Source organism: Pseudomonas sp. 203-8 (assembly GCF_020708595.1).
GTDB lineage: Bacteria > Pseudomonadota > Gammaproteobacteria > Pseudomonadales > Pseudomonadaceae > Pseudomonas > Pseudomonas aeruginosa.
In genome coordinates this window covers 198,734-225,127 of record NZ_JAJFDF010000006.1, presented here as the reverse complement: position 1 = coordinate 225,127, position 26,394 = coordinate 198,734, and the positions used below count along the sequence as shown (strand labels likewise).

Sequence of the window (26,394 nt, the reverse complement as noted above, 5' to 3'; positions counted from 1 at the left end):
CCTTTATGCTGTTGGCGCAAGATCAACAAACTCTTGCCGTTCGACTAAATGTTTCTGGAACGCGTGGCCATTCGCAACCTCCTCAGACAGGAGCTGAGAATTAAGCCTGCCTTGATTGATAGCACTTTCTGCGCCGGAGCTACCTTTTGCCCCAACTAAATATCAAAAGACTCTCTGCGACGGTATACAACCCTACCCACCTCCGAAAGCCCCGGAAGGCGTTCACGCCCCACGATCAACTCAGACCTGCATCTCAAACTAGAGCCCTGATATGCCGTATATTGGCAAACAACATCCTCAATCTCCTCAACGTCCTCTTCGTTGCTCTCTTCAAGATAAAATCTCAATACCCACTCATCGCCATCCCATAACAATGCAATCATTCTAAAATTGGCAGATATCGCACCTACCAACGCTTGAATTAGCATTAACACTTGAAAATTCCATTCTTCCAACGTTGGCTGGCTACTCATTTGGGACTCCAGTTTGGATTTGTAGGGACAATACTTGGACTCTTTGTGCCCTTGATAATAAATACATTGGTTGCCTGATCAGTTATACCAACACCGAGATTAACGTTAGTTCCAGTAACGCCCTCAAACTTGACTACTGGGAATCCCTGAGCATTTCTCCCTAGGATTTTCACTTGGCCGGTATGGTAGGCATCAAGCACTTTTTGAGCATCAGAGACACTGTTTAAGAAACCACCGCCTCCCCGTGCCTCAAGCTGCTGTGTTCCAGCAATATGGCGAAGCTGCTTCTGGCTTATCTTGGTAGAGACATCAGGAAAATCTTTCAGTGTAAGTATTCCTTTCGGACCATCCGTAACGACGCCCTTGCCTGCCCCTGCCAACCCTCCATCAATGGCCAGCCCAACCTCAACTCCCAATGCAGTCGAACTCGCGGCGTTGTCCCGCACCACGCTGGCACCCTGGCCTTGCATGGTGTGCAAGGCATCCAGATAGCCTTTCATACGGATGTCTTCAGGTAACGAGGCAACCGAGTTCCAAGCGTTCTGGATATCCCGCTCCGCACAGCTTGAACAGGTTAGCGCACCCATCAACCACAAGGCAGTTTTTGAAGGCGCGCTGACGATCCCTTCCAGTGCCAGCCCAAAGCCCGCTTGGCTACCTTCACCTTTGGCATTCAGCACTTCCGCACGGTTCGCGGGGTCCCTCGTATAGCTCGCGGGATTCGCTAGGGCTATGTTTTCCAGAACGCTGGTCAGGGCCTCCTTGTTCTTGAATAGCGCCGTCAGCCCCACCCGCTCGTTGTAGTAGTCAGCCTGGGTCACCTGGAAGAGATTGCTGTCCGGGCCTGTGCCCAGCTCCGTACGCAGATACTGAGCAGCCCGGGCAGCGTTGATGTCTGTGCCGGCCAAGGCCTGGTTCCAGCCATTGTCCACCATCATGGCGGCCGTGCTGAGAAGCTCTTTGCGGGCGGTGTCCTCGCTCAGCCCATTTTCCTGGGCATAACGTTTGACGCGCTCCACATCCGATGCGAATTTGATTTCATCTGGGTGTAGCTGCCGGTTGTACGCCGTCCCGCTTTTGGCGATCTCGGCGCCCAGACTCACATCGCCATTGACCGCACTTGCCGCGGCTACGCCAACGAGTTGCGAGGCCATCAGTTCGAGGTTTTGATCGCCACCTACCATTTTCCCAAGGAGGTTGATCATGGCCTCGTTGGCACCAGCGGCCGCCGCTCCAGTCTTGAAGTCACTGCCGGAGGCTTCGGCCAGCAGACCTCCCATCAGGGCGTGAGCCATGATTTTCGGCGGGCTGCCATCAGGGTATTTGACCGAGTCGCCAATGAAATTGAAACCTACCGCCATTCCCAGGTTGCGCGCCTGACCTGCCATGGCATTACCGAGGTTGTCGATGTAGCTGCCGCCATAGGCGGCCTGCTGCATGACCGATTGAGCAAAGCCTTGGGCAATGCTGTAGGCAGCAAATCCACCGATTCCCTCAACTGTGCTGAGCTTGAATCCTTTGGTGACTTTGTTGATGTTGTCACTGGATACGCCGAATGCCTTGTCCAACTGCGGGCTGACGAGATAAGCCGTGGCCGCTGCGATGGCGTACCCTTTCAGACTGTCAGCGCTGGTGGCCTGTTGCAGCCCCTTGCCAAGGTCACCGCCATTGTTGATGGTGCCAATGGCGAGGTTGCTGGCCATTGCGCCATACACCGGGCCGAGGTAAGCAGCTGCAACGATGGCAATGGCCAGTGACGGCGCAGCCCCCAACCCCGAGTTGCTGTACTTCCAGCTATCGTGCACCTCCTGCACCATGCGCCAGTCCACATCCCCGCGCTGCTCGGCCTCCTTCAGCCACGCCAGTTGCGGATCCGCCTGCACCATCGCGTCGATGGTCTGGCTCACGGTCTTCTGGTCGATATGCTTGAGGTCGATCTTCAGCCCTTCCACGGCCTTGATCGCCAGATTCCCCTGGGCCACGATCTGGCTCTGGCGCACGGTTTCGTCGGTCTGGCCCTTGCCCTTCGACGACTGCCACGCCAGGTCGCCCTTGCTCTTCTCGTGGCTTTCCTGGTGCAGGTCCTTTACCGCCTCGAAGGTCACCGCGCCGCCGCTGACGATGGCCAGGTCGTTGCCCGATTCCAGCTTCGCGCCCTGGTAGGTCTGGTCACCACCGCTGAGCAGGGTGAGGTCGCCGCCGCTGCTGATCTGGCTGCCCACCGCCTTGACGTCGGTGACTTCGTCGCGCCGGGTTTCCTTGCGGCCGAAGTCGCCTTTCTTCTTCTTGTCGTACAGGTAGTAGTTGCTGTCGTTGGCGGCCAGCAGTTCCAGCTTGTCGCCGGCCACCAGGTAGGCCTCGTCGCCGGCGCTGGCCTGGCTCGCGATCAGGCGCAGGTCCTGTCCGGCATTGATCGCCAGGTCGCCGCCGGCATCCACGCGGGTGCCTTGCTGGGCGACCTTGTCTTCCTGGTAGGTGACCTTCCTGGTCTTGCTGTAGGCATGCTCCTCGTTCGCCGCCGCCGCCAGGGTCACGTCGCGCCCGGCGGAGAGGGCGATGTCGCGGCGCGCTTCGAGGGCGCTGGCCACTGCGCTGAGGTCGCGCCCGGCGCTGACGTTCAGGTCCCGCCCGGCACTGACTTCGGCGCCGAGCTGGGTCACGCTCTGTAGCCGCGACGTGTTCCAGCGGGTCTGGCCCTGGCGGTCCTCGACGGCGGCGACGGTGACGTCGCGTCCGGCGTCGAGGCTGAGGTCGCCGCGGCTCTGCAGCACCCCGCCGAGGTTGGCGATGTCGCGTCCGGCCTGGACGTTCAGGCTGTTCGCCGCCTCCACCCGCGCGGCGCTGTCGGCGAAGCTGCGTTCCCAGGTGCGGCCGTCGAGCGCGCTGTCGTAGCGGGTCACGCTGCGTTCGTTGATCACGTCGCCGGTCAGCGCGGTGAGGCTCACGTCACGCCCGGCGATGACCCCGCCCTGGCGGTTGCGGATCGAGTCGCCGGCGAGCAGATCGAGGCGCTTGCCGGCCTCGATCAGGCCGCTGTTGTCGAGGTTGTCGGCCGTCGCCGAGAGGTCGTTCCGCGCGCGCAGGGTGCCGACGTTATGCAGGTCGCCGCCGCTCACCAGCTTCACGTCGCGGCCCTGGATCAGCGCACCGTTGGGTGCCAGCCGACCCTCCGCCTGGGCCAGGTAGACCACTGGCGCGAGGACCTTCTCGCCGTTCACCTCGACCTCTTCCAGCCACACGATGTCGTGGGTCAGCGCCGCCATCTGCTCCGCGCTCAAACCCACGCCCAGTTGCAGCTGGAGCTTGTCCTTGTAAGCGATGGCGTTGTCCATCAGGTAGCGGAACAGCGCCTCGTCGCTGCTCAGCCCGTCGATGTAGCGCTGGCCGGTGCGCGCCACCACCGCGTCGCGGATCAGCCGCTGCTCGTAGAGACCGTCGCCGAGACGCTTCTTGCTATCGTCCGGGTTCATGCCCAGGCCGCTGAGCAGGTAGTCCGAGTTGAGGAACTGCTTCAGTTCGGTGAGCGCCGGGTTGGTCTCGATCAGGTACTTGTGGCTGGCGCTCGGCGTGGCGTTGCCGGGCACGCCCTGGACCCGGGCGACGCCCGGCAGGCTACCGCCGAGCGTGCTGCCGCCCTGACCCTGGACGTTGGCCGCGCCAGCCAGGCCGTCGACTCGCACGCCCTGGCCCTGCCAGGTACCGGCGACGTTGCCGGCGCCCTGCTGGCCGACCGAGACGCCGCTGCCGCCCTGGGTGCGGTCGGCGCCGGCACCGAGCGCGGCGCTGCCATTGCCGTCCTCGGCGAAGCGCGAGCTGAGACGGAACAGGCCGTTGTCGCCCTGGGGCAGGCTGAAGCCGGGCAGGGTGACCGGGTTGACCTGGCGCCGCGCCAGGTCGGGCGGCAGTTGCGAGGTCAGCGGCACGACCACCGAAACCCCGCTGCCGCCCACCGCGCTGTCGCCCACCTGGCGGCCGCTGCCGACGAAGGTGTAGCCGGGGCGGGTGACGCCGTTGTCGATGCGCGTGCTGGCATTGACCGTGACGTCGCCGGCGGCCTGGATCACCGCTGCGTAGGACTGGTCGCCACTGCTGATCGGGGTCGGCCCCTTGCTCGGGAATTCGTACTCGAAGGACCAGTCGCTGAGGATCGCGTTGAGCGCGGCGGGGATCTCGCCCGCGCGCGCCGGGTCGAAATTGGCGCTCTGGTACCAGTAGAGGTTGGTGAAGTTGCGCGACTTCTGATCGATGCCGCCGATATCGCCGCCGCGAGCGGTACGCAGCACGCGGATGGTTTCCAGCTCGCCGGTTTCCAGGCCCTGGTTGTCGAGGACTTCGAGGTTGGCGGTGAGGTTGCCGCCGCTGCCGATCAGGCTGGAAAGGTTGTTCAGGGTGCCGCCGTCGATGGCGAAGTCGCCTCCGGCCAGCAGTTGCCCCATGGCGCTGCTGGCGGTGACCTCGGTCTTGTCGCGCTGGGTGATGGTCCAGATGGCGTTGCGCTTGCCGCTGCAGTCGCCCGCGTTGACGCCTTCGATGCAGGCGGTCTGCTCCATCTTCGCGGTGTACAGGCCCGACTTGCTTTCCAGCACGGCGCGACGGTTCTCGATCAGGCTGGCACGCAGGCTGAAGTCCTTGCCGCTCTCGATCACCCCGGAAAGGTTGCGCAGGCTGGCGGCACGGTTGCCGGCATCGTCGCGGGCGATATCCAGCCTGCCGAGGCTGTACACATCCCCGTAGAGGTTGGTGATGTCGCCGGCGCGCAGGGTCATGTCGGCGCCACTGAACAGCAACCCGCGCTCGTTGAGCAGGGCGGGCGCGTTCAATCGCAGGTTGCCGCCGCCGCCCAGGGTGCCGTAGTTGTTCAGGCTCGCGGCGCTGGCCACGAGGTCGCCGGCGGCGGTGATCCGCCCACGGTTGACCAGCAGGTTGCCGGCGCCGAGCGTGACATTGGCGCCGCCGGCGAGGCTGGCGGCATTGCCGAGGTCGAGGCTGGCGGCGTTCAGGGCGAAGTCGCCGAGGCTGGTGGCGCGGCCGTTGCCACGGTAGCCGCCGCTCAGCTCGAGGCGCAAGCTGCCGTCGCTGGCCAGCAGGCCGTCGTTGCTCCAGTCGCCGCCGCGGCCAGTGAAGGACTGCACCGCCAGCAGCTTGCCCTCGGCCGTCTGGCGGAAGGTGCCGATGTCCAGGTTCAGGCGTCCGGCTTGCAGCACGCTGCTGTTGGTCCATTCGCTGGCGCGGATGTCCAGCAGGCCATTGGTGGTCAGTTCCCCGCCAGCGCGGATCACCTGCCCGGAATCCAGGCCAAAGGTGCCATTGCCGGTATGGAGGATGCGCCCGCCGGCGTTGGCCAGGCTGCCCAGTTGCAGGTCGAGGTCCTGGTTGGCGCTTTCCAGCACGCCGTAGGCGTTGTTCAGGCCGCCAGCGACCAACCGCGTGCTGCCGCTGCGGCCGAGGGCGCGCAGGCTGCCGCCGCTGTTGTCGATCGCGGCGGCGCGCAGGTGCAGCTCGCTTTCGCTTTCCAACTGGCCGAAGCGGTTGGCCAGCGCGCCGGCCAGGCTGAAGTCGATGCGCCCGGCGCCGACCTTGCCGCCCTGGCCCGCCGCCGCGCCCTGGTTGAGGAAGCGCTGGCCGTCGAGGCTGAGCAGGCCGCTGGCGTAGAGGCCGCCACCCTGGTTGTCGAAGTCGGCGGTGACGATGCGGTTGTCGCCGCCCAGCGCCGAGAGATGGCCCTGCTGGTTGCGCACGCCTTGCCCGGCGCGGATTTCCAGCGACTGCGCCTGGGTGACGCCGGCGCTGTTGTCGAACAGCCCGGTGACCAGCTTCAGCCAACCCTTGGCGCTGTTGAGCACGCCGCCGGCGCCGTTGTCGAGGCTGCCGCTCTGCAGGTCGAGGTTACCGGCCCGGCTGTCCAGGCGGCCGCCCTGGTTGTCCAGCGCGCCGCCGATACGCAGCCGGTTGTCGCCCTGGGCCTGGAGCGTGCCCTGGCGGTTGTCCAGGCTGCCGGCCTGCACCTCGAGGGCGCCGGCCTGGCTGAAGATCAGGCCGTCCTGCTGGTTGCGCAGGGCGCTGCCGCCCAGGCGCAGGCTCATGCCGGCCTGGCTGGCGAGGGTGCCGGAGGCGCTGTTGTCGAGGCTGCCGGCGCTGATCTCCAGCAGCCCCTGGCTGATCAGCTTGCCGCCGCGGTTGTCGACGCTGGCGCTGCGCAGCAGCAGGTCGCCGCCGCTGGCCAGGCGCGCCGTGCCGGCGTTGACCAGGGCGCCGCCGAGGATGGCGTCGAGCCGGCCCTGACTGATCAACTGGCCGTCGCTGTTATCCAGGCTGGCGCCCTTGAGCAGCAGGCTGCCGCCGTTGATCCGGCCGCCGGCGTTGTTCAGCAGCGTATCGTCGCGCTCGAAGCTCAGCGCGCGCTGCGCCGAGACCAGGCCGCCCTGGCCGTTGTCCAGCTTCCCGGCGATGCTCAGGGTCACGTCGCTTTCGCCGGAGACGATGCCCTGGGCGTTATCCAGGCTGGCGGCGTCGATCCGTTGCGCGCCCTTGCTGACCAGCGCGCCCTGGCCGTGGTTGTCCAGCGCGCCGCCGAGGCTGATGGCCAGCTCGCCGTCCTTGCTCGAAAGGGTGCCGCCGGCGCTGTTGTCCAGGCTCCCGCCTGTCACCGTCAGGCCCTGCCATCCGGAGAGCAGGCCGGCGCCGGCGTTGCCCAGCGCGTCGGCGTCCAGGCGCAGTTTCCCGGCGCTGATGATGCGCCCCTGCTGGCCGTTGTCGATGCGCCTGGCCAGCAGCTCGAAGCCCTGCTGGCTGGAAATCTCGCCGCCCTGGCGGTTGTCGAGGACGTTCAGCCGCTCGATGCTCAGCGGGCCGCGGGCACTGATCAGGCCGCCCTGGTTGTCCAGGTCGCCGCCCCGCAGGTCGAGACTGACGCCGCGCTCGCCAATCAGCCGGCCCTGGCGTTGCACCAGGCGCTCGACCGTCAGGCGCAGGTCGCCCCGGGCGGAGATTTCGCCGCCGTCGGCGGAATCGACGCGCCCTGCCGTCAGTTCCAGTTCGCCGTCGCTGGTGAGCAGGCCGCCACGGTTGTCCAGGTTGGCGGCGCTCAGGCGCAGCGACTGCTTGCCACTGAGGGCGCCGCCACGGTTGTCGAGGTCGGCGCTGCTGACGTCCAGCACGCCCTGGCTGATCAGTTGGCCACCCTCGGCGTTGTCCAGCGCGCCAGTGGCGACGCTCAGGCCGGCGTTGCCGGAGAGCAGGCCCTTGCCGCTGTTGTCCAGGGAGGCGCTGGCGAGCGTCAGGCGGGCGCCGGAGACGGTGCCTTCGGCGTGGTTGTCCAGCGCGCCATCGACGCGCAGGTCGATGCCGGCGCGGCTGGCCAGGGTGCCCTTGGCGCTGTTGTCCAGGCGAGCGGCCGCGATGTCCAGGCCGGCGGCGCCGGAGATCACCCCGCCCAGACTGTTGTCCAGGGCCTGGGCGATGCGCAGGGTCAGGCTGTCGGCGCCGATCAGGCGCCCGCCGCGGTTGTCCAGGCTGGCGGCGGCGAGGGTGAAGGCGCGGTCGCTGGAGATTTCCCCGCCGGCGCCGTTGTCCACCGCGCCGAGCTGGCGCAGCAGCAGCGCGCCGGGCGTGGCGATCAGGCCGCCGTCGCGGTTGACCAGCGTGCCGCCATTGAGGTCGAGGGTGACGCCGGTTTCGCTGACCAGGACGCCGCCTCCGCGCTGGTCGAGGCCTTTCAGGTTGGCGTCGAGCAGGCCCTTGGCGCTGACCCGGCCCTGCTGGCCGTTGTCCAGCCGGGCGGCCACCAGGGTGATGCCGGCGTTGCTGCCGATGCCGCCGTTGCGGCTGTTGTCCAGCACGCCGGTGCGGATATCCACCGCACCCTTGGCGCTGATCACGCCGGAACGGCTGTTGTCGAGGCTGGCGCCCTTCAGCGTCACGCCGGCATCGCTGAGCAGCCTGCCGCCCTGGTTGTCCAGCGCGGCCTGGCTGGTCAGCGCCAGCGCACCGGCGCTGGAGAAGGTTCCGCCACGGTTGTCCAGGCGCGCGGCGCGCGCCGTCAGGCTGCCTTCGCTGACCAGCGCGCCGCCCTGGTTGTCCAGCACGCCGCCGAGGCTCACGCTCAGGCTGTTCTGGCTGTCGAGCCGCCCGCCGTCGCCGTTGAACAGTTCGCCGCCGTCCAGGCTCAGGCCGTCGCGCCCGGCCAGCACCCCCTTGGCCTGGTTCAGCAGGCGCTGCACGGTGAGGCGCAGGCCGCTGTCGCCGATGACCTTGCCGCCGCGGTTGTCCAGTTGCTCGCGGGCGTTCACGGCGACCTTCGAGGTACTGGAAATCTCGCCGGCGCGGTTGTCGACCTGCCGCGCCTCGATAGCGATGCCGCCATTCGCGGCGATCAGCCCGGACTGGCTGTTGTCGAGCGTGTCGGCCGCGACCTTCAGGGTCTTTTCGCTGACCAGTTCGCCACCTTGCTGGGCCAGGCTGCCAAGCGTCGCCTGCAGGTCGCCCTTGGCGGCGATACGCCCTCCGGCGTTGCCGACGGCGTTCGCTGCGAGGTCCAGGCGGCCATCGCTGAGCAGCTTGCCACCCTGGTCGTTGCGCAGGCTGGCGACCTCCACGCGCACGCCAGCCTTGCCGCTGGCGCTGCCGCCGTCGCGGTTGTCGAAGGCGCCTCCCGTGGCGCTCAGGCCGGCGTCGGCCACCAGCACGCCGCCACGGTTGTCCAGGCTGGCGCCGTGGACGTTCAACTCGCTGCGGCTCGACAGCAGGCCGCCGGCGCGGTTGTCCAGTTGCCCCACCGTCACGCGCTGCGCGCCCTGGCTGAGCAGGTTGCCTTCATCGCGGTTGTCCAGCAGGCCGCCGAGGCTGACCTCCAGGCCGCCCCGGCTGCTCAGCGTGCCCTTGCCGCTGTTGTCCAGGCTGCGCGCCCGCAGGTCGAGGCGGTTGGCTGCGGAGAACAAGCCGAGGCGGTTGTCGATGGCACCGCTGGCGACCACCAGCAGGTCGTCGCCGATCAGCTTGCCGCCGCGATTGTCGAGGCTGCCGACGCGGGCCTCGACGCGCTTGCCGGAGACTTCGCCGTCCCCCCGGTTGACCAGCGCCTGGGCACTGACGCGGGTGGACTGCTGGCTGCCGAGCAGGCCTTGCTGGCCGTTGTCGAGCGTCGCCGCGCCGACCTCCAGGTCGTTCAGGCCGATCACCTGGCCGCCACGGTTGTCGAGATCGCCACGGGTCTTGACCACGGCGCGGTCCCGGCTCTGCAACAGGCCGTCCTGGCGGTTGTCCAGGCTGCTCGCCTCGACCCGCAGTTCGCCCTCGGCGAGCAGCTTGCCGCCACGGTTGTCCAGGTGCCCGGCGTCGACCCGGACGGTCGCCCCCTTCAGGCTGCCGCCCTGGTTGTCCAGCGCCTGGCTCGCCTTCGCTTCCAGCGCGCGGCTGGCCACCAGGCTGCCGGCGTTGCGCAGGGTGCCGCTGCGCAGCTCGAGGTCGCCGCGCGCGTTGCGCCGCTCGTCCGGCTCGACGCCGGCTTCGATCACCCCGGCGTTGTCGATATGCGCCGCCTCCAGCGCGATGCGTTCGCGCGCCGCCAGGCTCTGCCGGTTGACCAGTTCCTCCACGCTGCGAATCTCGGCGCTGCCGCCGGCGTAGGTCTTGCCGTTCAGCTCCACGGCCTGGGCCGCGATCTTCAGGTCGCCCTGGCTGGAGGCCTGGGCCAGGCTCAGCTTGCCGCTGGCGTCGATGCGGATGTCGCCGCCGCTGGCGGCCATGTCGCCGGCCAGCTTCACCCCCACGCCCTGCTCGGTGCCGACCAGGCGGATCGCCCCGGCGTACATCCCGCCCAGCGCCGAGCTGTCGATCGCCAGCTGCGGCTTCTCGCTGCCATCGGCGGCGCGCGGCGTGGCCTGCAGGCTGTCGGCCTGGACGTCGTTGCGGCCGGTGACGATGTTGAGGTTCTTCGCGTAGAGCTTGGCGTTGAGCTTGGCGCTGCGGGTGATCAGGTCGAACTGTTCGAGGTTGCCGACGTTCAGTTCGGCGCCTTCGACGACGATGTCGCCGCCGTCCACCTGGAAGCGCTCCAGGCGCTGGCCGTCCATGATCGGCTTGCCGGTGGTGAGGGTCGCGCGCGGCGTGTTGATGAAGCCGCAGCCCTGGCAGGTGATGCCGTGCGGGTTGGCGACGATCACCCGCGCCGACTGCCCGGCCACCTCGGTGTAGCCGGCCAGGGTGCTGCGGTTGCCGCCGGTGACCTGGTTGAGGATCACCTGCGCCGCCTGGCCCTTGAGGTTGGGGTTGCCGAGGATGATCCCGCCGAGCTGGGTACCCTGGGTCTTGCCGGTGGCGTTGTTGAGGATCAGCCCGTTGGCACCGACGTTGTAGTCGCGGAAATGGTTGTTCGACAGCCCGGCGCCGTTGGGCGTGGCGATATTGACGACGGGCACGCCGTTGCCCGCCTGGCCCAGGCCGGTGTTGCCGCCGGCGGCCTTGTCCAGCGCCAGCCCCGCCGCCGCGGCGACGATCGGGTTGAGGAACAGGATGCCGGCCAGGGACAGGGCGATGCACTGGTTCAGCGGGCTGCGGATGTCCATATCGTTACTCCTTGGCGGGTAGGGGCCCGGCGAGGTTAAGCAAGGTTTTCCAAGGAAAGGGCCTCGATGCAGGTAGGCGCTTTCCTAAAGCGTTCAGGAGGTCGCCGCGTCTTCAGAAGAACGCGTCGACCCGGAAATAGATCGGGTGCTCGCGCCGCTCGATGGCGCTGGGCCGCTCCAGCGAGCGGGCGAAGCCGACGCTGGCGGCGAAATAGCGGCCGCGGGCATCCAGTTCGATGGCGTTGCCGCTCATGCGCCCGCTGGCGCCGTCGTTGTAGCGGTCGTGGCGGATCACGCCGACGTCGTAGGCGAAGGCCACGCCGTATTCCTGCAGCCAGGGCCGCAGCGGCGCCCATTCCACCGCGCGCCGCCAGCGCAACTGGTTGCGCCAGTAGCCGCCGCTGTCGCCGGTCAGGGTCTGGTCCTTGAAGCCGCGCACCGAGCTGTTGCCGCCGAGGCTGATGCGCTGCGGGCTGAACAGCACGTCCTCGCTCCTTTGCCCGGTGGCCAGGCTGTCGAAGCTGAAGCGCTCGCCCCATAGCTGGAACGGCTGCAGGTAGCTGAGGGTCAGGCTGTACTTGTCGTAGCGCGCATTCGGATCGCCCGCCTGCGGGTGGCCGCGACCCTGCGCGCCAAGGGCGCCGATGCCCTGCTGCCAGCCGAGGTCGAGGTTGACGAAGCCGCTGCCGATCCGCCGGCCATGGTTGAAGCCGAGCTGGGTCTCGGTGATCCGCGTGCTCTGGTCTTCCAGGCGGGTGTCTTCGACATAGTTGTTGGTGCGCTGGTGGCTGAGCCCCAGGCTCATGGCGGTCTTGCTCACACCGTCGCGGTGCAGCACGCGTTCGGCGCGGAACTGGTGGCTGCGGCTGTCGCCATCGAGCTTGAAGGGGAAGCCGCTGGCCTCGTTGCGCGTGCGGTAGTCGCTCTGGCTGTAGCCGTAGGTGAAGGTCCACCAGCCCCAGGGCAGGCTGTAGAACAGGCTCTGGCTGTCGGAATGGCGCCAGCGGTCGGTCACCGCGTCGCGGTTGGCGCGCAGGTTGAGCTGGTCGGCCAGGCCCAGCGGGCTGTCCCAGTCCAGGCCCAGGCCCATCTGCTGCTCGCCGGTGCTGACGTCGCCGTCGTTGTTGCGCGTGGCGGAGACCCGCCAGGGCTTGTCGCGCTCGCCCTTGAGACGCACCCGGCTGCCGCCGACCTCGCTGCCGGGCACCAGCTCCAGTTGCGCCTGGCGCGACGGCAGGCGGCTCAACTGGTCGACCAGTTGCTCCAGCTCGCGCAGGTCGAGCAGCTCGCCGGTCCTGCCCGGAAAGCTCATCGCCAGTTCGCGCGGGCTGGCCAGCGCGGAGCTGTCCAGGCCCTCCAGGCGGCCTTCGACGACGATGATGCGCAGGGTCCCGGAGGCCAGGTCCTGCTGTGGCAGGTAGGCACGGGTGGTGACGTAGCCGCGATCCAGGTAATGGTCGGTGACGGCCTTGAGCAGCGCATTGAGCTGGCCGACGCCCAGGCAGCGCCCCTGGTAGGGCGCCAGCAGTTGGCGACGCGCGCTTTCGCCGAGGTGCCCGGCGCCTTCCAGCTCGATGCGGCGGATCTCGAAGCAGCGCTCGTCGTCGCCGGAGGCATCCGCAGCGGCGGGCGCTCCCTTGCCGGGCAGTTGCTGGAGTTCCTCCAGGCGCTTGCGCTGTTCGTCCAGCAGGCGCTGCTGGCGGTCGCGGATCAGGTCGCGGTCGCCGGGGGAGGTGAAGGGGGCGGCGCTGGCCATGAGCGGCAGGCACAGGAAGATAAAGGCCAGGCGATGGAGAGCCACGATTTCATTCCTTGAAATACAGAAAGGCGCGATGTTGGCCCAGCGGCTACAGCGGGTAAGCAGGAATATTCCGAAATCCGTCTTCCATGAGTCGGACAATCCGGAAGTAAGGCACAAGGCCATCTGGGCGTGCCGAAAAACCTAACACAGACTTTGGGATTAATCCGTTAGATGGCACGCTTTCTCGACGAGCTGCAACAAGACCCATCGTTGGCAGGGTACTCATCGCGGCAAAAAGAAAGGGCCGGCTCCCATGGGAAAGCCGGCCCCGGATACTGCTCGTCGCAGGCGCTGCATCAGCCGCGCTGGTAGACGATTTCCTTGGTGCCGCCGTCGCAGGTGCCGACTACCTTCTTGTCGGTGACGCTGCCCTTGTCGACGATTTCCAGGGTGTAGGCAGGAACGCCGTTGGCCTTGATCTTCGCATCGATCTCGGCTTTCAGTTCCTCACAGGGCTTGGCGGCGAATGCGCTGCCCGCCACGGCAAACAGGCCGACTGCCAACATCAACTTCTTCATGAACACATTCCCTCGTTGCATGGATGAAGACCCGAACGGGTCAGGCTTGCCAAATGCGGCAAGGTTGAGACGAGCGCGCCGCCCATGGAGGCACGCCGCCCTCATAGCCTGTGCATGATCCGGCGAAGCGGAAAGACACGGCGGCCTTTCCAGGGCGCAGGCGATCGTGGACAGGTTTCCAGGGTGCCATCAGCTATTGGCGATACGGAACCCTACTTTCAGGGTCACCTGGTAATGGCCGACGGCGCCGTTCTCGATGTGCCCGCGGGTATCCACCACCTCGAACCATTCCAGATGCTGGATGCTCTTCGCCGCTTCGGCGAGGGCGTTGTTGATGGCGTCCTCGATGCTGGTCTTGGACGAGCCGACCAGTTCGATCTTCTTGTAGGTGTGGTGATTGGACATGAACTCTCTCCCCGGACGATGCCTGGTTCTTCGCGCCCGACGGGCGCCTCTGTTCAATGGACACTAGCCGAGCCGGAAAAGTGCAGCAAATCGCCAGCGCTCAGCCTGCCAACTGCTCCCGCAACCATTGCGCCAGGCGCCCGGCACGCGGATCGTGCAGGCGCGCCGGTACCCACAGGGCCAGGCGCGCATCGGTCTCGATGAAGCCCCAGGGCGCCGCCAGGCGGCCCGCGGCGAGATCGTCGCGGACCAGCGCCTCCGGGGCGATGGCCACGCCGAGGCCCGCCACCGCCGCTTCCAGCAGGTAGTAGAGATGCTCGAACCCCTGGCCATAGCGCAGCGCCTCCGCCGCCAGCCCCTGGCTCGCGGCCCAGGCCGGCCAGGCCTGGGGTCGCGAGGCGGTATGCAGCAGCGGCTCCTGCAACAGCCGCGCGGCGGGCGCCTGGGCCAGGCCGGTTTCCTGCGCCAGGCGCGGGCTGACCACCGGGCCCATGCGCTCGGGCGCCAGTTCGAAGACCTGCATGTCCGCCGGCCAGGGCGGCTCGGCGAACCAGAGCATGGCGTCCAGGCCGGGACGACGCGGATCGAACTCGCCCTCGCTGGTGGACAGTTGCAGGCGCAGGTCGGGGAGGGCACGGTTGAGCCGGTCCAGCCGCGGGATGAACCAGCGCGCCAGCAGGCTGCCGGGTACGCCGAGGACGAACGGGGCCTCGGCGGTCTGCCGGCGCAGCTCGGCACAGACGCCACGCAGTCGCTCGAACGCATCGCCGCAGGCGTCACGCAGGCGAACGCCGGAATCGGTGAGTTTTACGCCGCGCCCATCCTTGCCGAACAGGGCCACCCCTAGATCGTCCTCGAGCAACCGCACCTGCCGGCTCACGGCGCCATGGGTAACGTGCAGTTCCTCGGCCGCCAGGCTGATGCTGTGCAACCGGGCAGCGGCTTCGAAAGCGCGCAGGGCATTCAGGGAGGGCAGGTCGCGGCTCATGGCTATTCGTGAGTTTTTCTGACAGGTTTGCGCAATCTTATCGGTTTCTTTTACCCGGCGGGGGGATTAGATTCTGCCCATACGTCATTTCCTGGAGCCCTCCATGACTTCCTATCGCAACGGCCCCGACGCCAAGGGCCTGTTCGGCCGCTTCGGCGGCCAGTACGTCGCCGAGACCCTGATGCCGCTGATCCTCGACCTCGCCCGCGAGTACGAGAAGGCCAAGGACGACCCGGCGTTCCAGGAGGAACTGGCCTACTTCCAGCGCGACTACGTCGGCCGGCCGAGCCCGCTGTACTTCGCCGAGCGCCTGACCGAGCACTGCGGCGGGGCGAAGATCTACCTCAAGCGCGAGGAGCTGAACCATACCGGCGCGCACAAGATCAACAACTGCATCGGCCAGATCCTCCTGGCCCGGCGCATGGGCAAGAAACGCATCATCGCCGAGACCGGCGCCGGCATGCACGGCGTGGCCACCGCCACCGTCGCCGCGCGCTTCGGCCTGCAGTGCGTGATCTACATGGGCACCACCGACATCGACCGGCAGCAGGCCAACGTCTTCCGCATGAAGCTGCTGGGCGCCGAGGTGATCCCGGTGACCGCCGGCACCGGTACCCTGAAGGACGCCATGAACGAGGCGCTGCGCGATTGGGTGACCAACGTCGACAGTACCTTCTACCTGATCGGCACGGTCGCCGGCCCGCATCCGTACCCGGCGATGGTCCGTGACTTCCAGGCGGTGATCGGCAAGGAAACCCGCGAGCAACTGGCCGAGAAGGAAGGGCGCCTGCCCGATTCGCTGGTCGCCTGCATCGGCGGCGGCTCCAACGCCATGGGCCTGTTCCACCCGTTCCTCGACGACGCCGGGGTGCAGATCGTCGGCGTGGAAGCCGCCGGCCACGGCATCGACACCGGCAAGCACGCGGCCAGCCTGAACGGCGGGGTTCCCGGCGTGCTGCACGGCAACCGCACCTTCCTGCTGCAGGACGCGGATGGCCAGATCATCGACGCACACTCCATCTCCGCCGGCCTCGACTATCCCGGCATCGGCCCGGAACACGCCTGGCTGCACGACACCGGCCGCGTCGAGTACACCTCGATCACCGACGACGAAGCCCTGGAGGCCTTCCACACCTGCTGCCGCCTCGAAGGCATCATCCCGGCGCTGGAAAGCTCCCATGCCCTGGCCGAGGTCTTCAAGCGTGCGCCCAGCCTGCCCAAGGAGCACATCATGGTGGTGAACCTGTCCGGTCGCGGCGACAAGGACATGCAGACCGTCATGCACCACATGCAACAGGAGTCGAAAGCATGAGCCGCCTGCAGACCCGCTTCGCCCAGCTCAAGCAGGAAAACCGCGCCGCCCTGGTGACCTTCGTCACCGCCGGCGACCCGGACTACGCGTCTTCCCTGGAAATCCTCAAAGGCCTGCCGGCGGCCGGAGCCGACGTGATCGAACTGGGCATGCCGTTCACCGATCCGATGGCGGACGGCCCGGCCATCCAGTTGGCCAACATCCGCGCCCTCGAAGGCGGCCAGACCCTGGCCAGGACGTTGCAGATGGTCCGCGAATTCCGCAGCGGCGACAGTGAGACGCCCCTGGTGCTGATGGGCTACTTCAACCCGATCCACCACTACGGCGTCGAACGCTTCATTGCCGAGGCGAAGGAGGTGGGGGTGGACGGCCTGATCGTGGTCGACCTGCCGCCGGAGCACAACGAAGACCTCTGCGACCCGGCCCAGGCCGCCGGCCTCGACTTCATCCGCCTGACCACCCCGACCACCGGCGACCAGCGCCTGCCGACGGTGCTCGAAGGCAGTTCCGGGTTCGTCTACTACGTGTCGGTGGCCGGCGTCACCGGCGCCAACGCGGCGACCCTGGAGCACGTCGAGGAAGCAGTGGCGCGCCTGCGCCGGCATACCGACCTGCCGATCGGTATCGGCTTCGGCATCCGCAGCGCCGAACACGCCGCCGCGGTCGCGCGGTTGGCCGACGGCGTGGTGGTCGGCTCGGCGCTGATCGACCGGATCGCCAAGGCCCGCGACAATGCCCAGGCGGTCAAGGATGTCCTCGCCCTGTGCGGCGAGCTGGCCGAAGGCGTGCGCAACGCACGCTGACAGACCCTGACAGCGGCATTCGCCAGGCGCAGGCAACCCGCTGCGCCTGGCCTTGCGTTGCACGCTGCCAGAACCGTGAGGAAAAATTCACGGTCACTTTCAGAAACGTCTTATTGTCCGCCGACTCTGCCGAAGCCTTGAATAGCGCCTCACCCAAATAGCCAACGCATTCAAAGAAGGTTCGCATGAGTAAGGTGCTGATCGTCGATGATCATCCCGCTATCCGCCTGGCCGTGCGCTTGCTGTTCGAGCGCGACGGTTTCACCATCGTCGGCGAGGCCGACAACGGTGCCGAAGCCCTGCAGGTAGCCCGCAAGAAGTCTCCCGACCTGGCCATCCTGGACATCGGCATCCCCAAGATCGACGGTCTCGAAGTGATAGCCCGCCTGAAGTCCCTGAAGCTGGACACCAAGGTCCTGGTCCTGACCCGGCAGAATCCGGCGCAGTTCGCCCCGCGCTGCCTGCAGGCCGGCGCCATGGGCTTCGTCAGCAAAAGGGAAAACCTCTCCGAGCTGCTGCTCGCCGCCAAGGCCGTGCTGGCCGGCTACATCCACTTCCCCACCGGGGCGTTGCGCAGCATCAACCAGCAGAGCCGCGACAACGAGGCCCGCATGCTGGAAAGCCTTTCCGACCGCGAGATGACCGTGCTGCAGTACCTGGCCAACGGCAACACCAACAAGGCCATCGCCCAGCAGCTGTTCCTCAGCGAGAAAACCGTGAGCACCTACAAGTCACGCATCATGCTGAAACTCAACGCCCATTCCCTGGCCGGCCTGATCGATTTCGCCCGCCGCCACGAGCTGATCTGAGGATCCCATGCGAACGTTCGACCTGACCGCCGCCCTGGGCGACCGCGCCAACCAACCGGAGATCAGCCGCCTGCTCGTCGCGCAGCTGATGACCAGCAACAACGAAGACACCCGCAAGCTGCGGCGCGCCCAGGAGCGCGAGCAGACCCAGGAACTCAACGAGCTGGCGCACCGCCTGGCGGGCATGGCCTCGCTGATCCACGCCCACGCCGTGGAACGCGCCTGCCACCAACTGGAGATCGCCTGCGGCGAAAGCTCCGTGCGCAAGCTCGCCGATGCCGTCGACGACCTGGTGACGGCACTGGGCGAGCTGCAATGCGAACTGCACGACTGGATGACGATGACCGCGCCTCAAGGCACGGCGAAGTCATAGCGTTGCGGGCCTTCGTCCAGGATCGACAGGTCCAGCGGGCGAATGGCTCCCATCCAGATGGCTCGGTCGCGATGGTCGAGCAGATCGTTGCCGGTGACCGGGTGGATGAACACCACCAGGTCCTGCCGATGGATGGCCAGCCAGGGCACCAGCTCGCCGAACACCTCGGGAGCGAACGCCAGCTGGCAGCTCCAGTCCGGATGCGGCCCTACCGGCCGCTCATGGACCCGCCCCATCTTCAGCGGAAAGCGCCGCGCCGCCTCTTCGCAAAGGGCGCGGGCTCGCTCGATGCTCTGCGCATCGAAATAGACGTGAGCATGGAAGCCCTGGATGCGGGGGGTGGAATACTCGTTCATCGTCACCTCTTCAAGCGCCGCCGGCCTGCAACTCGGCCTGCAGCCAGTCGACGAAACCGTCGACCAGCCGCTGGCGCCGCTTGCGCTCCGGCAATACCGCATAGTACCCGTATCGCGACAGGCAGCTTTCGCCAATGGGCCGGCAAAGCAGCCCCTGTTCGAGCAGGCCGTCGACCAGGTGGCGCCAGCCGATGGCCACGCCCTGGCCGGCGATGGCCGCCTGGATCAGCAAGGTGTAGTTGTCGAAGCTGAGCACCGCCGGAATCGGCTGCCGATCGATGGCCAACGCTTCGAACAACGCCGGCCAGTCGAACCAGCGGGCGTGCTGCGCCGGCTTCAGATGCAGCATCGGCAGGCGCGCCAGGTGCGCCTTGGCCAGCGGCAACTGCAATCCCTCGACCAGCCGCGGGCTACAGACCGGGAACACCTCCTCGCGAAACAGCCGGTGCGCTTCGCCGTGCTTGGAACGACCGTCGCCGAACAGGATCGCCACGTCGATATCGCCGCGCTGGCCGGCCAGGCCGCGCTCGCTGGTCACCAGGCTCACGTCCAGGTGCGGATGGGCCTGATGGAAGCGCGGAAGGCGCGGCATCAGCCAGTAGGCAGCGAAGGCGTAGTCGGTGGCCACCTGGAGCACCTCGTGGCGCTGGCGCGCGCCCAGCGCGGCGATGCCGGCATCGATCGTCTCGAGGCCGGCGGCCACGTGGCGGAGCAGAAGCTGGCCGGCGTCGGTGAGCACGATGCCTCGATGAACGCGCTGGAACAGAGGGGTCGCCAGCTCTTTCTCCAGGCGTTTGATCTGCTGGCTGACCGCAGGCTGGGTGGTCCCCAGTTCCTCGGCGGCAGCGGTGAAGCTGAGTTGGCGGGCGGCGGACTCGAATACCCGGAGCAGGTCGAGGGATGGCGGCATGAGGTGTTCTCACATAAGCCCGGCTTATCCAACGCATCCAGCCCCATGCGGTTTACCAGGGATTTCGATGCACTGATGATCGACGCAGCACTATCGCATAACCCAATCGCATGGGATAAGCCGCCCGATGAAGACCTCGCCGAACATCCTGTTCATCATGGCCGACCAGATGGCCGCGCCGCTGCTGCCGCTTCACGATCCGCGCTCGGCGCTGCGCATGCCTCACCTCTCGCGCCTCGCCGAACGGGCCGTGGTGTTCGACTCGGCATACTGCAACAGCCCGCTCTGCGCGCCGTCGCGCTTCACCCTGGTCAGCGGTCGCTTGCCTACCCGCATCGGCGCCTGGGACAACGCTGCCGACTTCGCCGCCGATACCCCCACCTACGCCCACTACCTGCGTAACCTCGGCTATCGCACGGCGCTGTCGGGCAAGATGCACTTCTGCGGTCCCGACCAGTTGCACGGCTACGAGGAACGCCTGACCAGCGACATCTATCCGGCGGACTATGGCTGGGCGGTGAACTGGGACGAGCCGGAGGTGCGCCCGAGCTGGTACCACAACATGTCCTCGGTTTTGCAGGCCGGTCCCTGCGTGCGCACCAACCAGCTGGACTTCGACGAGGAGGTGGTGTTCAAGGCCCGCCAGTACCTCTACGACCATGTTCGCCAGCACGCCGGCCAGCCATTCTGCCTGACCGTGTCGATGACCCATCCGCACGACCCCTACAGCATCCCGGCGAGCTACTGGAATCTCTACCGCGACGAGGACATCCCGCTGCCGCGCCAGCGCTTCGCCCAGGAGGAGCAGGACCCTCATTCGCAACGCCTGCTGAAGGTCATCGACCTGTGGGACAAGCCGTTGCCCGAGGAGCGCATCCGCGCCGCCCGGCGTGCCTACTTCGGCGCCTGCAGCTACGTCGACGCGCAGATCGGTGCGCTGCTGGCGACCCTGGAGAAATGCGGGCTGGCCGACGACACCATCGTGGTGTTCTCCGGAGACCATGGCGACATGCTCGGCGAGCGCGGCCTCTGGTACAAGATGCACTGGTTCGAGATGGCCGCGCGCGTGCCGCTGCTGGTCCATGCGCCGGCGCGCTTCGCGCCGCGCCGCATCGGCGCTTCGGTATCCACCGTGGACCTGCTGCCGACCCTGGTGGAGCTGGCCGGCGGCCAGGTCGATCCACGCCTGCCGCTGGAAGGCCGCTCGCTGCTGCCGCACCTGCGCGACGGCAGCGGGCATGACGAGGTGATCGGCGAATACACCGCCGAGGGCACCCTCAGCCCGCTGATGATGATCCGCCGCGGCGACTACAAGTTCATCTACTCCGAGCAGGACCCCTGCCTGCTCTACGACCTGCGCAACGATCCGCAGGAACGCGAGAACCTCGCCGCCAGTCCGGCCCACCGCGGAACGTTCGAGGCGTTCCTCGACGAGGCCCGGCGACGCTGGGACATCCCCGCGATCACCCGCGCCGTACTCGACAGCCAGCGCCGCCGACGCCTGGTGGCCGCCGCGCTGGCGCGAGGACGGCTGGCCAGCTGGGACCACCAGCCGTGGGTCGATGCCAGCCAGCAGTACATGCGCAACCATATCGACCTGGACGATCTCGAGCGCCGCGCGCGCTTCCCGCAACCCTGAGCACGAGGGCACCTCCATGAACCGGCTTCCCACCTGCCTGCTGGCCGCAACCCTGTTCCTGGGCAGCGCCTCGCTATACGCCGAAGACCCCGCCTGTACCCGCGTCAGGCTGGCCGATCCAGGCTGGAGCGATATCGCGGTGACCAACGCCACCGCCGCGTTTCTCCTGGAAAGCCTCGGCTACCAGGTGAAGATCGATACCCTGTCGGTGCCGATCATCTATGGCGGCCTGCGCGACGGCCAGGTGGACGCCTTCCTCGGCGGCTGGATGCCCGCGCACCAGGACTATCACGACAAGTTCGTCGCCAGCGGCCAGGTCGAACGCCTCGGTCGCAACCTCGACGGCACCCGCTTCACCCTGGCGGTGCCGCGCTACGTCTGGGACGCCGGCGTACACCGCTTCGAGGACCTCGCCGCGCAAGGGCAACGCTTCAACCGCAAGCTGTACGGGATCGGCTCCGGCGCGCCGGCCAATCAGTCGATCCAGAAGATGATCGACGCCAACCAGTTCGGCCTCGGCGACTGGAAGCTGGTGGAGTCCAGCGAGCAGGCGATGCTCGCCGAACTCGGCCGGGCCGAGAAGCGCCAGCGCTGGCTGGTGTTCCTCGGCTGGACGCCGCACCCGATGAACATCCGCCATGACCTGCGCTACCTGGAAGGCGGCGAGCAGTACTTCGGCGACCGCGGCCAGGTCTACACCCTGGCACGCAAGGGCTACGCCGCGCAGTGCCCGAACCCGGCGCGGCTGCTGGCCAACCTGCGCTTCGACCTGGATATGGAGAACCGCCTGATGAGCGACGCGCTGGAAGGCACGGCGACTCCGGCCTCGGCGACCCGCGCCTGGCTCAAGGCCAACCCGCAGGTGCTCGAGGCCTGGCTGCAAGGGGTGACCAGCCGCGACGGCGGCGACGCCCTGGCCGCGGTTCGCGGCCAGCCATAGCGCCATGTGGACGCGCCTGCTGCCGTTCCTCGCCTGGCTACCGGGGCTGCACCGGGGCATGCTCGGGCGCGAGGCCTGGGTCGGCCTGAATGGCGCAATCCTGGCACTGCCGCAATCGATGGCCTATGCGCTGATCGCCGGCCTGCCAGCGGAGTACGGCCTGTACGCGGCGATGCTGCCAGTGGCGATCGCCTGCCTGTGGGGCTCGTCGCGCTACCTGGTGAGCGGTCCCACCGCGGCGATCTCGGTGCTGCTGTTCAGTTCGGTGGCCCCGCTGGCGCCGCTGGGCAGCCCGCAATACGTCCAGGCCGTGCTGCTGCTGACCTTTCTCGCCGGCGCCTTCCAGTGGCTGCTCGGCGTCCTGCGCGTCGGGTCGCTGGTCAATTTCGTCTCGCATTCGGTGATGCTCGGCTTCACCCTTGGCGCGGCGCTGCTGATCGTCCTCGGCCAACTGCCCTATCTTCTCGGCCTGGCCGCGAGCGGGGAGGGCGCAGCGCCGGGAAACGGCTGGCGGCTGCTGGCGCGGTTCGCCGAGTTCGATGGCCCATCGCTGCTGGTGGGCGGCTTCAGCTTCGCGCTCAGCCTGCTGGTCAGGCGCCTGCGACCGCGCTGGCCGGCCCTGCTGCTTGGCTTGCTGGGCGGTGCCACGCTGGTCTGGGCGCTACCCGGGACCTTCGCCTCGGTAGCCCATGTGCAGGCCTTATCGAGCGCACTGCCGGGCTGGAGTCCGCTGGTCTTCGATTCCCGATCGATCCTCGACCTGCTACCTGCGGCGGTGGCCTGCGGCATGCTCGGGCTGGTCACCAGCCTATCGATCGCCCGCGCCCTGGCCGCGCGCCAGGGAGACGCGTTCGATGCCAACCAGGAGGTCCGCGCCCAGGGCCTGTCGAACCTGCTCGGGCCTTGGCTGTCGGCGAGCCTGTCGGCGGGCTCCTTCACCCGCTCCGGGCTGAATCTGGAAGCCGGTGCGCGCTCCCCGCTGGCGGGTGCGTTTTCGGCGCTCTGGGTGGCACTGCTGGCCGTGCTCGGTGCGCGCCTGATCGAGCATGTGCCGTTGCCGGCGATGGCCGCAGGCATCCTGCTGATCGCCTGGGGCCTGATCGACCGCCCAGCGCTCCGCGCGCTCTACCGCAGCGGCCGCGCCGAATGCCTGGTGGCCGGCCTAACCGCCCTGGCCACGCTGCTGTTGCCGCTGCAGAACGCCATCTACGCGGGAGTGCTGGCGTCGCTGGTCTTCTACCTGCGGCGCACCTCGACACCACGCGTACTGCGCCAGCACAACGACGAGGAAGAAGTGCTGCGCATCGAAGGCTCGATCTTCTTCGGCGCCTGCGACTACCTGCAACGCCTCATGCGCCAATGCGACAGGCCACGGCTGGTGCTGGACGCCCGCCAGGTGAACTTCATCGACTTCGCCGGCGCAGTGCTGTTGCAGCAGGAAGCCCGCCGCCTGCACGCCGAGGGCCGCCGCCTGGTATTGCGCCACGCCCGCCCGCAGGTCCGCGAAGCGCTGGGCCGGCAGGCCGACGAAGGCTGCCGCCTGCACTACGAAGGCTGACGCTCAGGGCGCCGCCGGCGATGTCGGTGCGCTGTCGCCGGGCAGCAGTTGCGGCGATTCCCGCTGCAGCTTGTCGCGCATCATCTCCAACTGTCCAAGGGCGGCGCGAGCCTCGTCGATTTCCTCGGCGCTGCGCTCGCCACCCTGTTCGGCCGCCTCGATCCGCGCGCGGATTTCCGGTATCTGCTGTACGCCGCTGGTGTAGGCCTGTACCAGTTCGCGGGTCTGTCGTTCCTCGAAGGCCTGGTACTGCTTCGGATCGGCCAGCTCCTGCGCCGTCGCGCCCTGGCGTGGTTGCAGGCCGCCGAGCGGCGGGCTGCGCGGGTCGCCCTCGTCGCGCAGCATCTGCATGAACTGGATCGCCTGCTCGCGATCCAGTTCCGCCGCCGGCGGCTCCGCCTCGTACGCAGGTGCTGCCGCTTGCGATCGCACCGGCGCCGGCGGCGGCGGACGGTCGTCGACCGCGGGCAGTGCCGCAACCGTCCTGGCTGGCGACGGAGAAGACGAGGAAGCGGCCATATCGGCAGGCGCCAGCAACACGCCGGCGCAGGTCAGGGCGATCGCCAGCCCGCTGCAGCCGAGGGCAACGCCGAGCCAGCGCTTCACAGGCCTTCCACCCTGGCGCCGGCCAGCAGGTTGCGCAGGCGCGTCTCGAACTGCGCTGCCAGTTGCTCGCGCGCCACCGCCTGGTTCACCTCGAAGCGCACGCTGCGGTCGTCGAGGGGCAACTGGCGATCCTTGCGGCTACGCACCCGGACGATCTCGAACGCGCCGTCGATGCGCATCGGCTGGGAAACCGTATCGGCCTTCTGGATCAGCGCAGTCTTGCGCAGCAGGTCGAGCCGGCCGTCCTGGGGCCGTATCAGGCCTAGGTCGCCGGGCGGGTCGCGGTCCCTGTCGTCGGCCAGGGAATAGCGGCGTACCGCCTCGTCGAAGGCCAGGCCGCCGCGCAACTCGGCGTAGACCTTGTCCGCGCTCGCCTGGTCGGCCAGGCGGATATGCGCCGCCTGCACCTGCGCGACGTTGCGGTAACGCTCCAGGTTGCGCCGATAGTAGGCCTCGGCGTCCTTGTCGCTGACCTTGCCGGCGAGTTCCCGCAGCGCATCGGACTCATGGTGGAAATCACTGTAGAGGCCGATCTGGTGCAGATAGCGATGGCGCACCAGCTTGTCCCGCACCAGGGTCCTCACGCCCTGCCGCTCTGCCGGGCCGAAGCCGTCCCGGGCCAGGCGGTACCAGAGGTAGTCGCGGCGGATGCGGGTCTGGACCTGGCGCGCCAGGTAAGCGAGGTTGCCCTGTTGCAATTCCACCTGGCCCTGGACGTTGTCGCCTTCGTACAGCGATAGCAGGTCGAGGACCTGTGCCGGCTGGCCGGGAAACTGCCAGCCGATCAGCTCGACCCCGGCCGCCTCGCGGCGCTGCGTCTCGTCCAGCAGCAGGCTGTTTTCCACCAGGCCGCGGCTCCTCGGCGCCAGCACCTCGCGCAAACGCTCCGCGCTCAGGGCCCGGGGCTGGCGCAGGTATGGCCCGAGGTCCTCGCGGTAGCGCCTGCCGTATACCTGTTCGAGCAGGTTGCCGGCCTCGATCTCCACGCTGGCGTCGAGATCGGCGCGGCTCTGCGCGGTGAGCTGGTCTTCCACCGCGCGCGCCAGCAGGCGGTTTTCCACCAGGCCACGGCGCAACTGCTGCGGGTCGGTGTTGAACTTGACCCGCGACAGGGCCTGCTCGAGCAAGTCGATGCTTCTCCCCGGCAGCACCTCGCCGTCGATCCGCAGATCCTGCGGCGCCTTGGCGGGGACGCCATGGGCGCTCCACGCCAGCAGCCCGAGGACGATCCCGCACAGTGCGCGACGCCAGCCCCGGGCGCGATCAGAGAGCAGTCGGTGCATCGAAGCTGTTGGCGCCCTTGGTCAGTACGGTGACGGTCAGGGCGATGGACTCGGGAATCAGCTCCTTCGCCACCCGCAGGCGCGTCTCGTAGCTGGTGTCGTAGAGCGGCTCGGGGCGCGCGTAGGCGACCTGGCCGGTCTGGGTGAGCAGGTCGCGGATGCTCTTGCTCGGGTCGTAGCGCCCCACCAGGTTGGCCACCGCCGCCGGGTCGTTGAGCTTCTCGCTGGCGTAGTGGTCGTCGACCCAGCCTTCCCAGCTGGAATGGCCGTTGGCCGAGGTGATCCACACATGGTGCGGCTGGGCCACGTCGCCGGTGGCATGCAGGGCATAGCCGATGGTCTGCAGCGAAGGCGCGGCGCGGAACTGCTCGAACCAGTAGGTGGCGAGGTTATCGATCGGCTGGAAGGCGGCGGTCTGGAAGTCGCCGTAGTGCTCCTGCCAGTCCGAGCGGGTGCCCTGGCGGTAGTGCGCCTCGGTGGTGTCGAAGTCCTCGCGCTTCAGCTCGCGGTTGTAGAGGTAGACCATGGCGTACCAGTCGACGTCGGCGATGCCGCCGTCGACCTTGTGGTAGCGGTAGTCGTAGCCGCCGTGGGGGTTGCCATGGGAGTCGCCGTCCCGGGCCAGGTTGAGGAAGTGCCAGTACGAGGTGTAGTTGACGATGCCCGAAGCCGCGCCCCACAGCGGCGCGTGTTCGTAGCCGACCCACCAGCCACCGAGACGGGTGTCCTTGAAGTCGTCCACGTCGAAGGCCGCCTGGCCGAGGATCTCCCCGGCCTGCGCCTCGCTGCCGGCGGCGCTCACGTAGAACCGGTAGGCCTGGCGCATCTCCTCGGTGGCGTAGGAGGAGTTCATGAAGGCCAGGGCATCCTTGACGATGTTCTTGTGGGTCGGTTGCGACCAGGCGTTGGCCTGGCTGGCGATGGCGCAGATGCAGAGACCGGCGGCCAGGCGGGCGAAGGTTTTCATCGGCAGCGCTCGAGAGTGAGTGAAGCCTGAAGTCTTAACCCGGTTTTGTGATTCCTACATGTCAGATGGAAGCCAATTTGAGACGTACGTC

The 26,394-nt window shown here is 67.6% G+C and carries 18 protein-coding genes; 7 read left to right on the top strand and 11 right to left on the bottom strand.

The genetic code is table 11. The features are described from left to right. Positions 1-155 precede the first annotated feature (155 nt). From LJF27_RS15800 to trpI, 6 genes are all read right to left on the bottom strand, one after another. Complete coding sequence (locus tag LJF27_RS15800; RefSeq protein WP_019485604.1) at positions 156-473, bottom strand: hypothetical protein; 318 nt, start codon at positions 471-473, stop codon at positions 156-158. Beyond that, entirely contained in the window at positions 470-11,035 is a 10,566-nt protein-coding gene (locus LJF27_RS15795) for a two-partner secretion system putative hemagglutinin TpsA2 (protein WP_023117271.1), read from the bottom strand. The genes LJF27_RS15800 and LJF27_RS15795 overlap by 4 nt, the downstream gene beginning before the upstream one ends. Before the next feature lie 112 nt (positions 11,036-11,147). After that, on the bottom strand, positions 11,148-12,836 hold the full coding sequence (gene tpsB2 / locus LJF27_RS15790; RefSeq protein WP_016263998.1) for a two-partner secretion system transporter TpsB2: 1,689 nt from the start codon (positions 12,834-12,836) through the stop codon (positions 11,148-11,150). A 296-nt stretch (positions 12,837-13,132) separates the two neighbouring features. Further along, on the bottom strand, positions 13,133-13,360 hold the full coding sequence (locus LJF27_RS15785; RefSeq protein ID WP_003097347.1) for a DUF1161 domain-containing protein: 228 nt from the start codon (positions 13,358-13,360) through the stop codon (positions 13,133-13,135). 183 nt (positions 13,361-13,543) lie between these two features. After that, the gene (locus LJF27_RS15780; protein ID WP_003097345.1) at positions 13,544-13,759 is read right to left on the bottom strand and encodes a dodecin; all 216 of its coding nucleotides are present in this window, start codon (positions 13,757-13,759) and stop codon (positions 13,544-13,546) included. Between the two features lie 100 nt (positions 13,760-13,859). Further along, positions 13,860-14,747 carry a trpBA operon transcriptional activator TrpI gene (gene trpI, locus LJF27_RS15775; protein WP_003111191.1) on the bottom strand — a complete coding sequence of 296 codons (888 nt, stop codon included), beginning with the start codon at positions 14,745-14,747 and terminating at the stop codon, positions 13,860-13,862. Between the two features lie 103 nt (positions 14,748-14,850). On the opposite strand from trpI, the gene trpB reads away from it, so the two are divergent. The 4 genes from trpB to LJF27_RS15755 all read left to right on the top strand — a co-directional run bounded on the left by trpB (position 14,851) and on the right by LJF27_RS15755 (position 18,044). Then, positions 14,851-16,059: a tryptophan synthase subunit beta gene (trpB, locus tag LJF27_RS15770; protein WP_003097340.1), complete on the top strand. Its 1,209-nt coding sequence runs from the start codon at positions 14,851-14,853 to the stop codon at positions 16,057-16,059. Continuing rightward, positions 16,056-16,862 (top strand): tryptophan synthase subunit alpha, encoded by an 807-nt coding sequence (gene trpA / locus LJF27_RS15765; RefSeq protein WP_009875638.1) that lies wholly within the window; start codon positions 16,056-16,058, stop codon positions 16,860-16,862. The genes trpB and trpA overlap by 4 nt, the downstream gene beginning before the upstream one ends. A gap of 185 nt (positions 16,863-17,047) precedes the next feature. Further along, the gene (locus tag LJF27_RS15760) at positions 17,048-17,671 is read left to right on the top strand and encodes a response regulator transcription factor (protein WP_003111192.1); all 624 of its coding nucleotides are present in this window, start codon (positions 17,048-17,050) and stop codon (positions 17,669-17,671) included. Positions 17,672-17,678: 7 nt separating this feature from the next. Next, positions 17,679-18,044, top strand: a complete 366-nt coding sequence (locus LJF27_RS15755; RefSeq protein WP_003097330.1) for an Hpt domain-containing protein — start codon at positions 17,679-17,681, stop codon at positions 18,042-18,044. On the opposite strand, the gene LJF27_RS15750 is transcribed toward LJF27_RS15755, so the two are convergent. Next, complete coding sequence (locus LJF27_RS15750) at positions 18,023-18,400, bottom strand: DOPA 4,5-dioxygenase family protein (RefSeq protein ID WP_003114635.1); 378 nt, start codon at positions 18,398-18,400, stop codon at positions 18,023-18,025. The genes LJF27_RS15755 and LJF27_RS15750 overlap by 22 nt on opposite strands. Before the next feature lie 10 nt (positions 18,401-18,410). After that, complete coding sequence (locus LJF27_RS15745) at positions 18,411-19,310, bottom strand: choline sulfate utilization transcriptional regulator (RefSeq protein ID WP_010792427.1); 900 nt, start codon at positions 19,308-19,310, stop codon at positions 18,411-18,413. Positions 19,311-19,437: 127 nt separating this feature from the next. Here LJF27_RS15745 and betC point away from each other — a divergent pair, with 127 nt between their 5' ends. Genes betC through LJF27_RS15730 form a run of 3 tightly spaced genes read left to right on the top strand, consistent with a single transcriptional unit; the run spans position 19,438 to position 23,447 of the window. Then, complete coding sequence (gene betC, locus LJF27_RS15740) at positions 19,438-20,949, top strand: choline-sulfatase (RefSeq protein WP_023117272.1); 1,512 nt, start codon at positions 19,438-19,440, stop codon at positions 20,947-20,949. A gap of 16 nt (positions 20,950-20,965) precedes the next feature. After that, positions 20,966-21,889, top strand: coding sequence for a choline ABC transporter substrate-binding protein (locus LJF27_RS15735; RefSeq protein WP_023117273.1), 924 nt, complete (start codon positions 20,966-20,968; stop codon positions 21,887-21,889). Positions 21,890-21,893: 4 nt separating this feature from the next. Beyond that, entirely contained in the window at positions 21,894-23,447 is a 1,554-nt protein-coding gene (locus tag LJF27_RS15730) for a SulP family inorganic anion transporter (protein ID WP_003158559.1), read from the top strand. Positions 23,448-23,450: 3 nt separating this feature from the next. On the opposite strand, the gene LJF27_RS15725 is transcribed toward LJF27_RS15730, so the two are convergent. From LJF27_RS15725 to LJF27_RS15715, 3 genes are read right to left on the bottom strand one after another with little or no spacing between them, the layout of a single operon-like run. Further along, on the bottom strand, positions 23,451-24,053 hold the full coding sequence (locus LJF27_RS15725; protein ID WP_003118483.1) for a hypothetical protein: 603 nt from the start codon (positions 24,051-24,053) through the stop codon (positions 23,451-23,453). Further along, complete coding sequence (locus LJF27_RS15720; RefSeq protein WP_003158560.1) at positions 24,050-25,336, bottom strand: peptidylprolyl isomerase; 1,287 nt, start codon at positions 25,334-25,336, stop codon at positions 24,050-24,052. Before LJF27_RS15720 ends, LJF27_RS15725 begins: the two co-directional genes overlap by 4 nt. After that, positions 25,317-26,303, bottom strand: a complete 987-nt coding sequence (locus LJF27_RS15715) for a phospholipase C (RefSeq protein ID WP_003111200.1) — start codon at positions 26,301-26,303, stop codon at positions 25,317-25,319. Before LJF27_RS15715 ends, LJF27_RS15720 begins: the two co-directional genes overlap by 20 nt. Positions 26,304-26,394 lie beyond the last annotated feature (91 nt).

What these genes read in the sequence shown, in the direction of transcription:
- LJF27_RS15750 (WP_003114635.1), bottom strand. Translation starts at nt 18,400, where the DNA reads ATGAACGAGTATTCCACCCCCCGCATCCAGGGCTTCCATGCTCACGTC.
- LJF27_RS15755 (WP_003097330.1), top strand. Translation starts at nt 17,679, where the DNA reads ATGCGAACGTTCGACCTGACCGCCGCCCTGGGCGACCGCGCCAACCAA.
- trpA (WP_009875638.1), top strand. Translation starts at nt 16,056, where the DNA reads ATGAGCCGCCTGCAGACCCGCTTCGCCCAGCTCAAGCAGGAAAACCGC.
- LJF27_RS15795 (WP_023117271.1), bottom strand. Translation starts at nt 11,035, where the DNA reads ATGGACATCCGCAGCCCGCTGAACCAGTGCATCGCCCTGTCCCTGGCC.
- LJF27_RS15745 (WP_010792427.1), bottom strand. Translation starts at nt 19,310, where the DNA reads ATGCCGCCATCCCTCGACCTGCTCCGGGTATTCGAGTCCGCCGCCCGC.
- LJF27_RS15780 (WP_003097345.1), bottom strand. Translation starts at nt 13,759, where the DNA reads ATGTCCAATCACCACACCTACAAGAAGATCGAACTGGTCGGCTCGTCC.
- LJF27_RS15800 (WP_019485604.1), bottom strand. Translation starts at nt 473, where the DNA reads ATGAGTAGCCAGCCAACGTTGGAAGAATGGAATTTTCAAGTGTTAATG.
- betC (WP_023117272.1), top strand. Translation starts at nt 19,438, where the DNA reads ATGAAGACCTCGCCGAACATCCTGTTCATCATGGCCGACCAGATGGCC.
- trpI (WP_003111191.1), bottom strand. Translation starts at nt 14,747, where the DNA reads ATGAGCCGCGACCTGCCCTCCCTGAATGCCCTGCGCGCTTTCGAAGCC.
- LJF27_RS15715 (WP_003111200.1), bottom strand. Translation starts at nt 26,303, where the DNA reads ATGAAAACCTTCGCCCGCCTGGCCGCCGGTCTCTGCATCTGCGCCATC.
- LJF27_RS15760 (WP_003111192.1), top strand. Translation starts at nt 17,048, where the DNA reads ATGAGTAAGGTGCTGATCGTCGATGATCATCCCGCTATCCGCCTGGCC.
- LJF27_RS15720 (WP_003158560.1), bottom strand. Translation starts at nt 25,336, where the DNA reads ATGCACCGACTGCTCTCTGATCGCGCCCGGGGCTGGCGTCGCGCACTG.
- trpB (WP_003097340.1), top strand. Translation starts at nt 14,851, where the DNA reads ATGACTTCCTATCGCAACGGCCCCGACGCCAAGGGCCTGTTCGGCCGC.
- LJF27_RS15730 (WP_003158559.1), top strand. Translation starts at nt 21,894, where the DNA reads ATGTGGACGCGCCTGCTGCCGTTCCTCGCCTGGCTACCGGGGCTGCAC.
- LJF27_RS15735 (WP_023117273.1), top strand. Translation starts at nt 20,966, where the DNA reads ATGAACCGGCTTCCCACCTGCCTGCTGGCCGCAACCCTGTTCCTGGGC.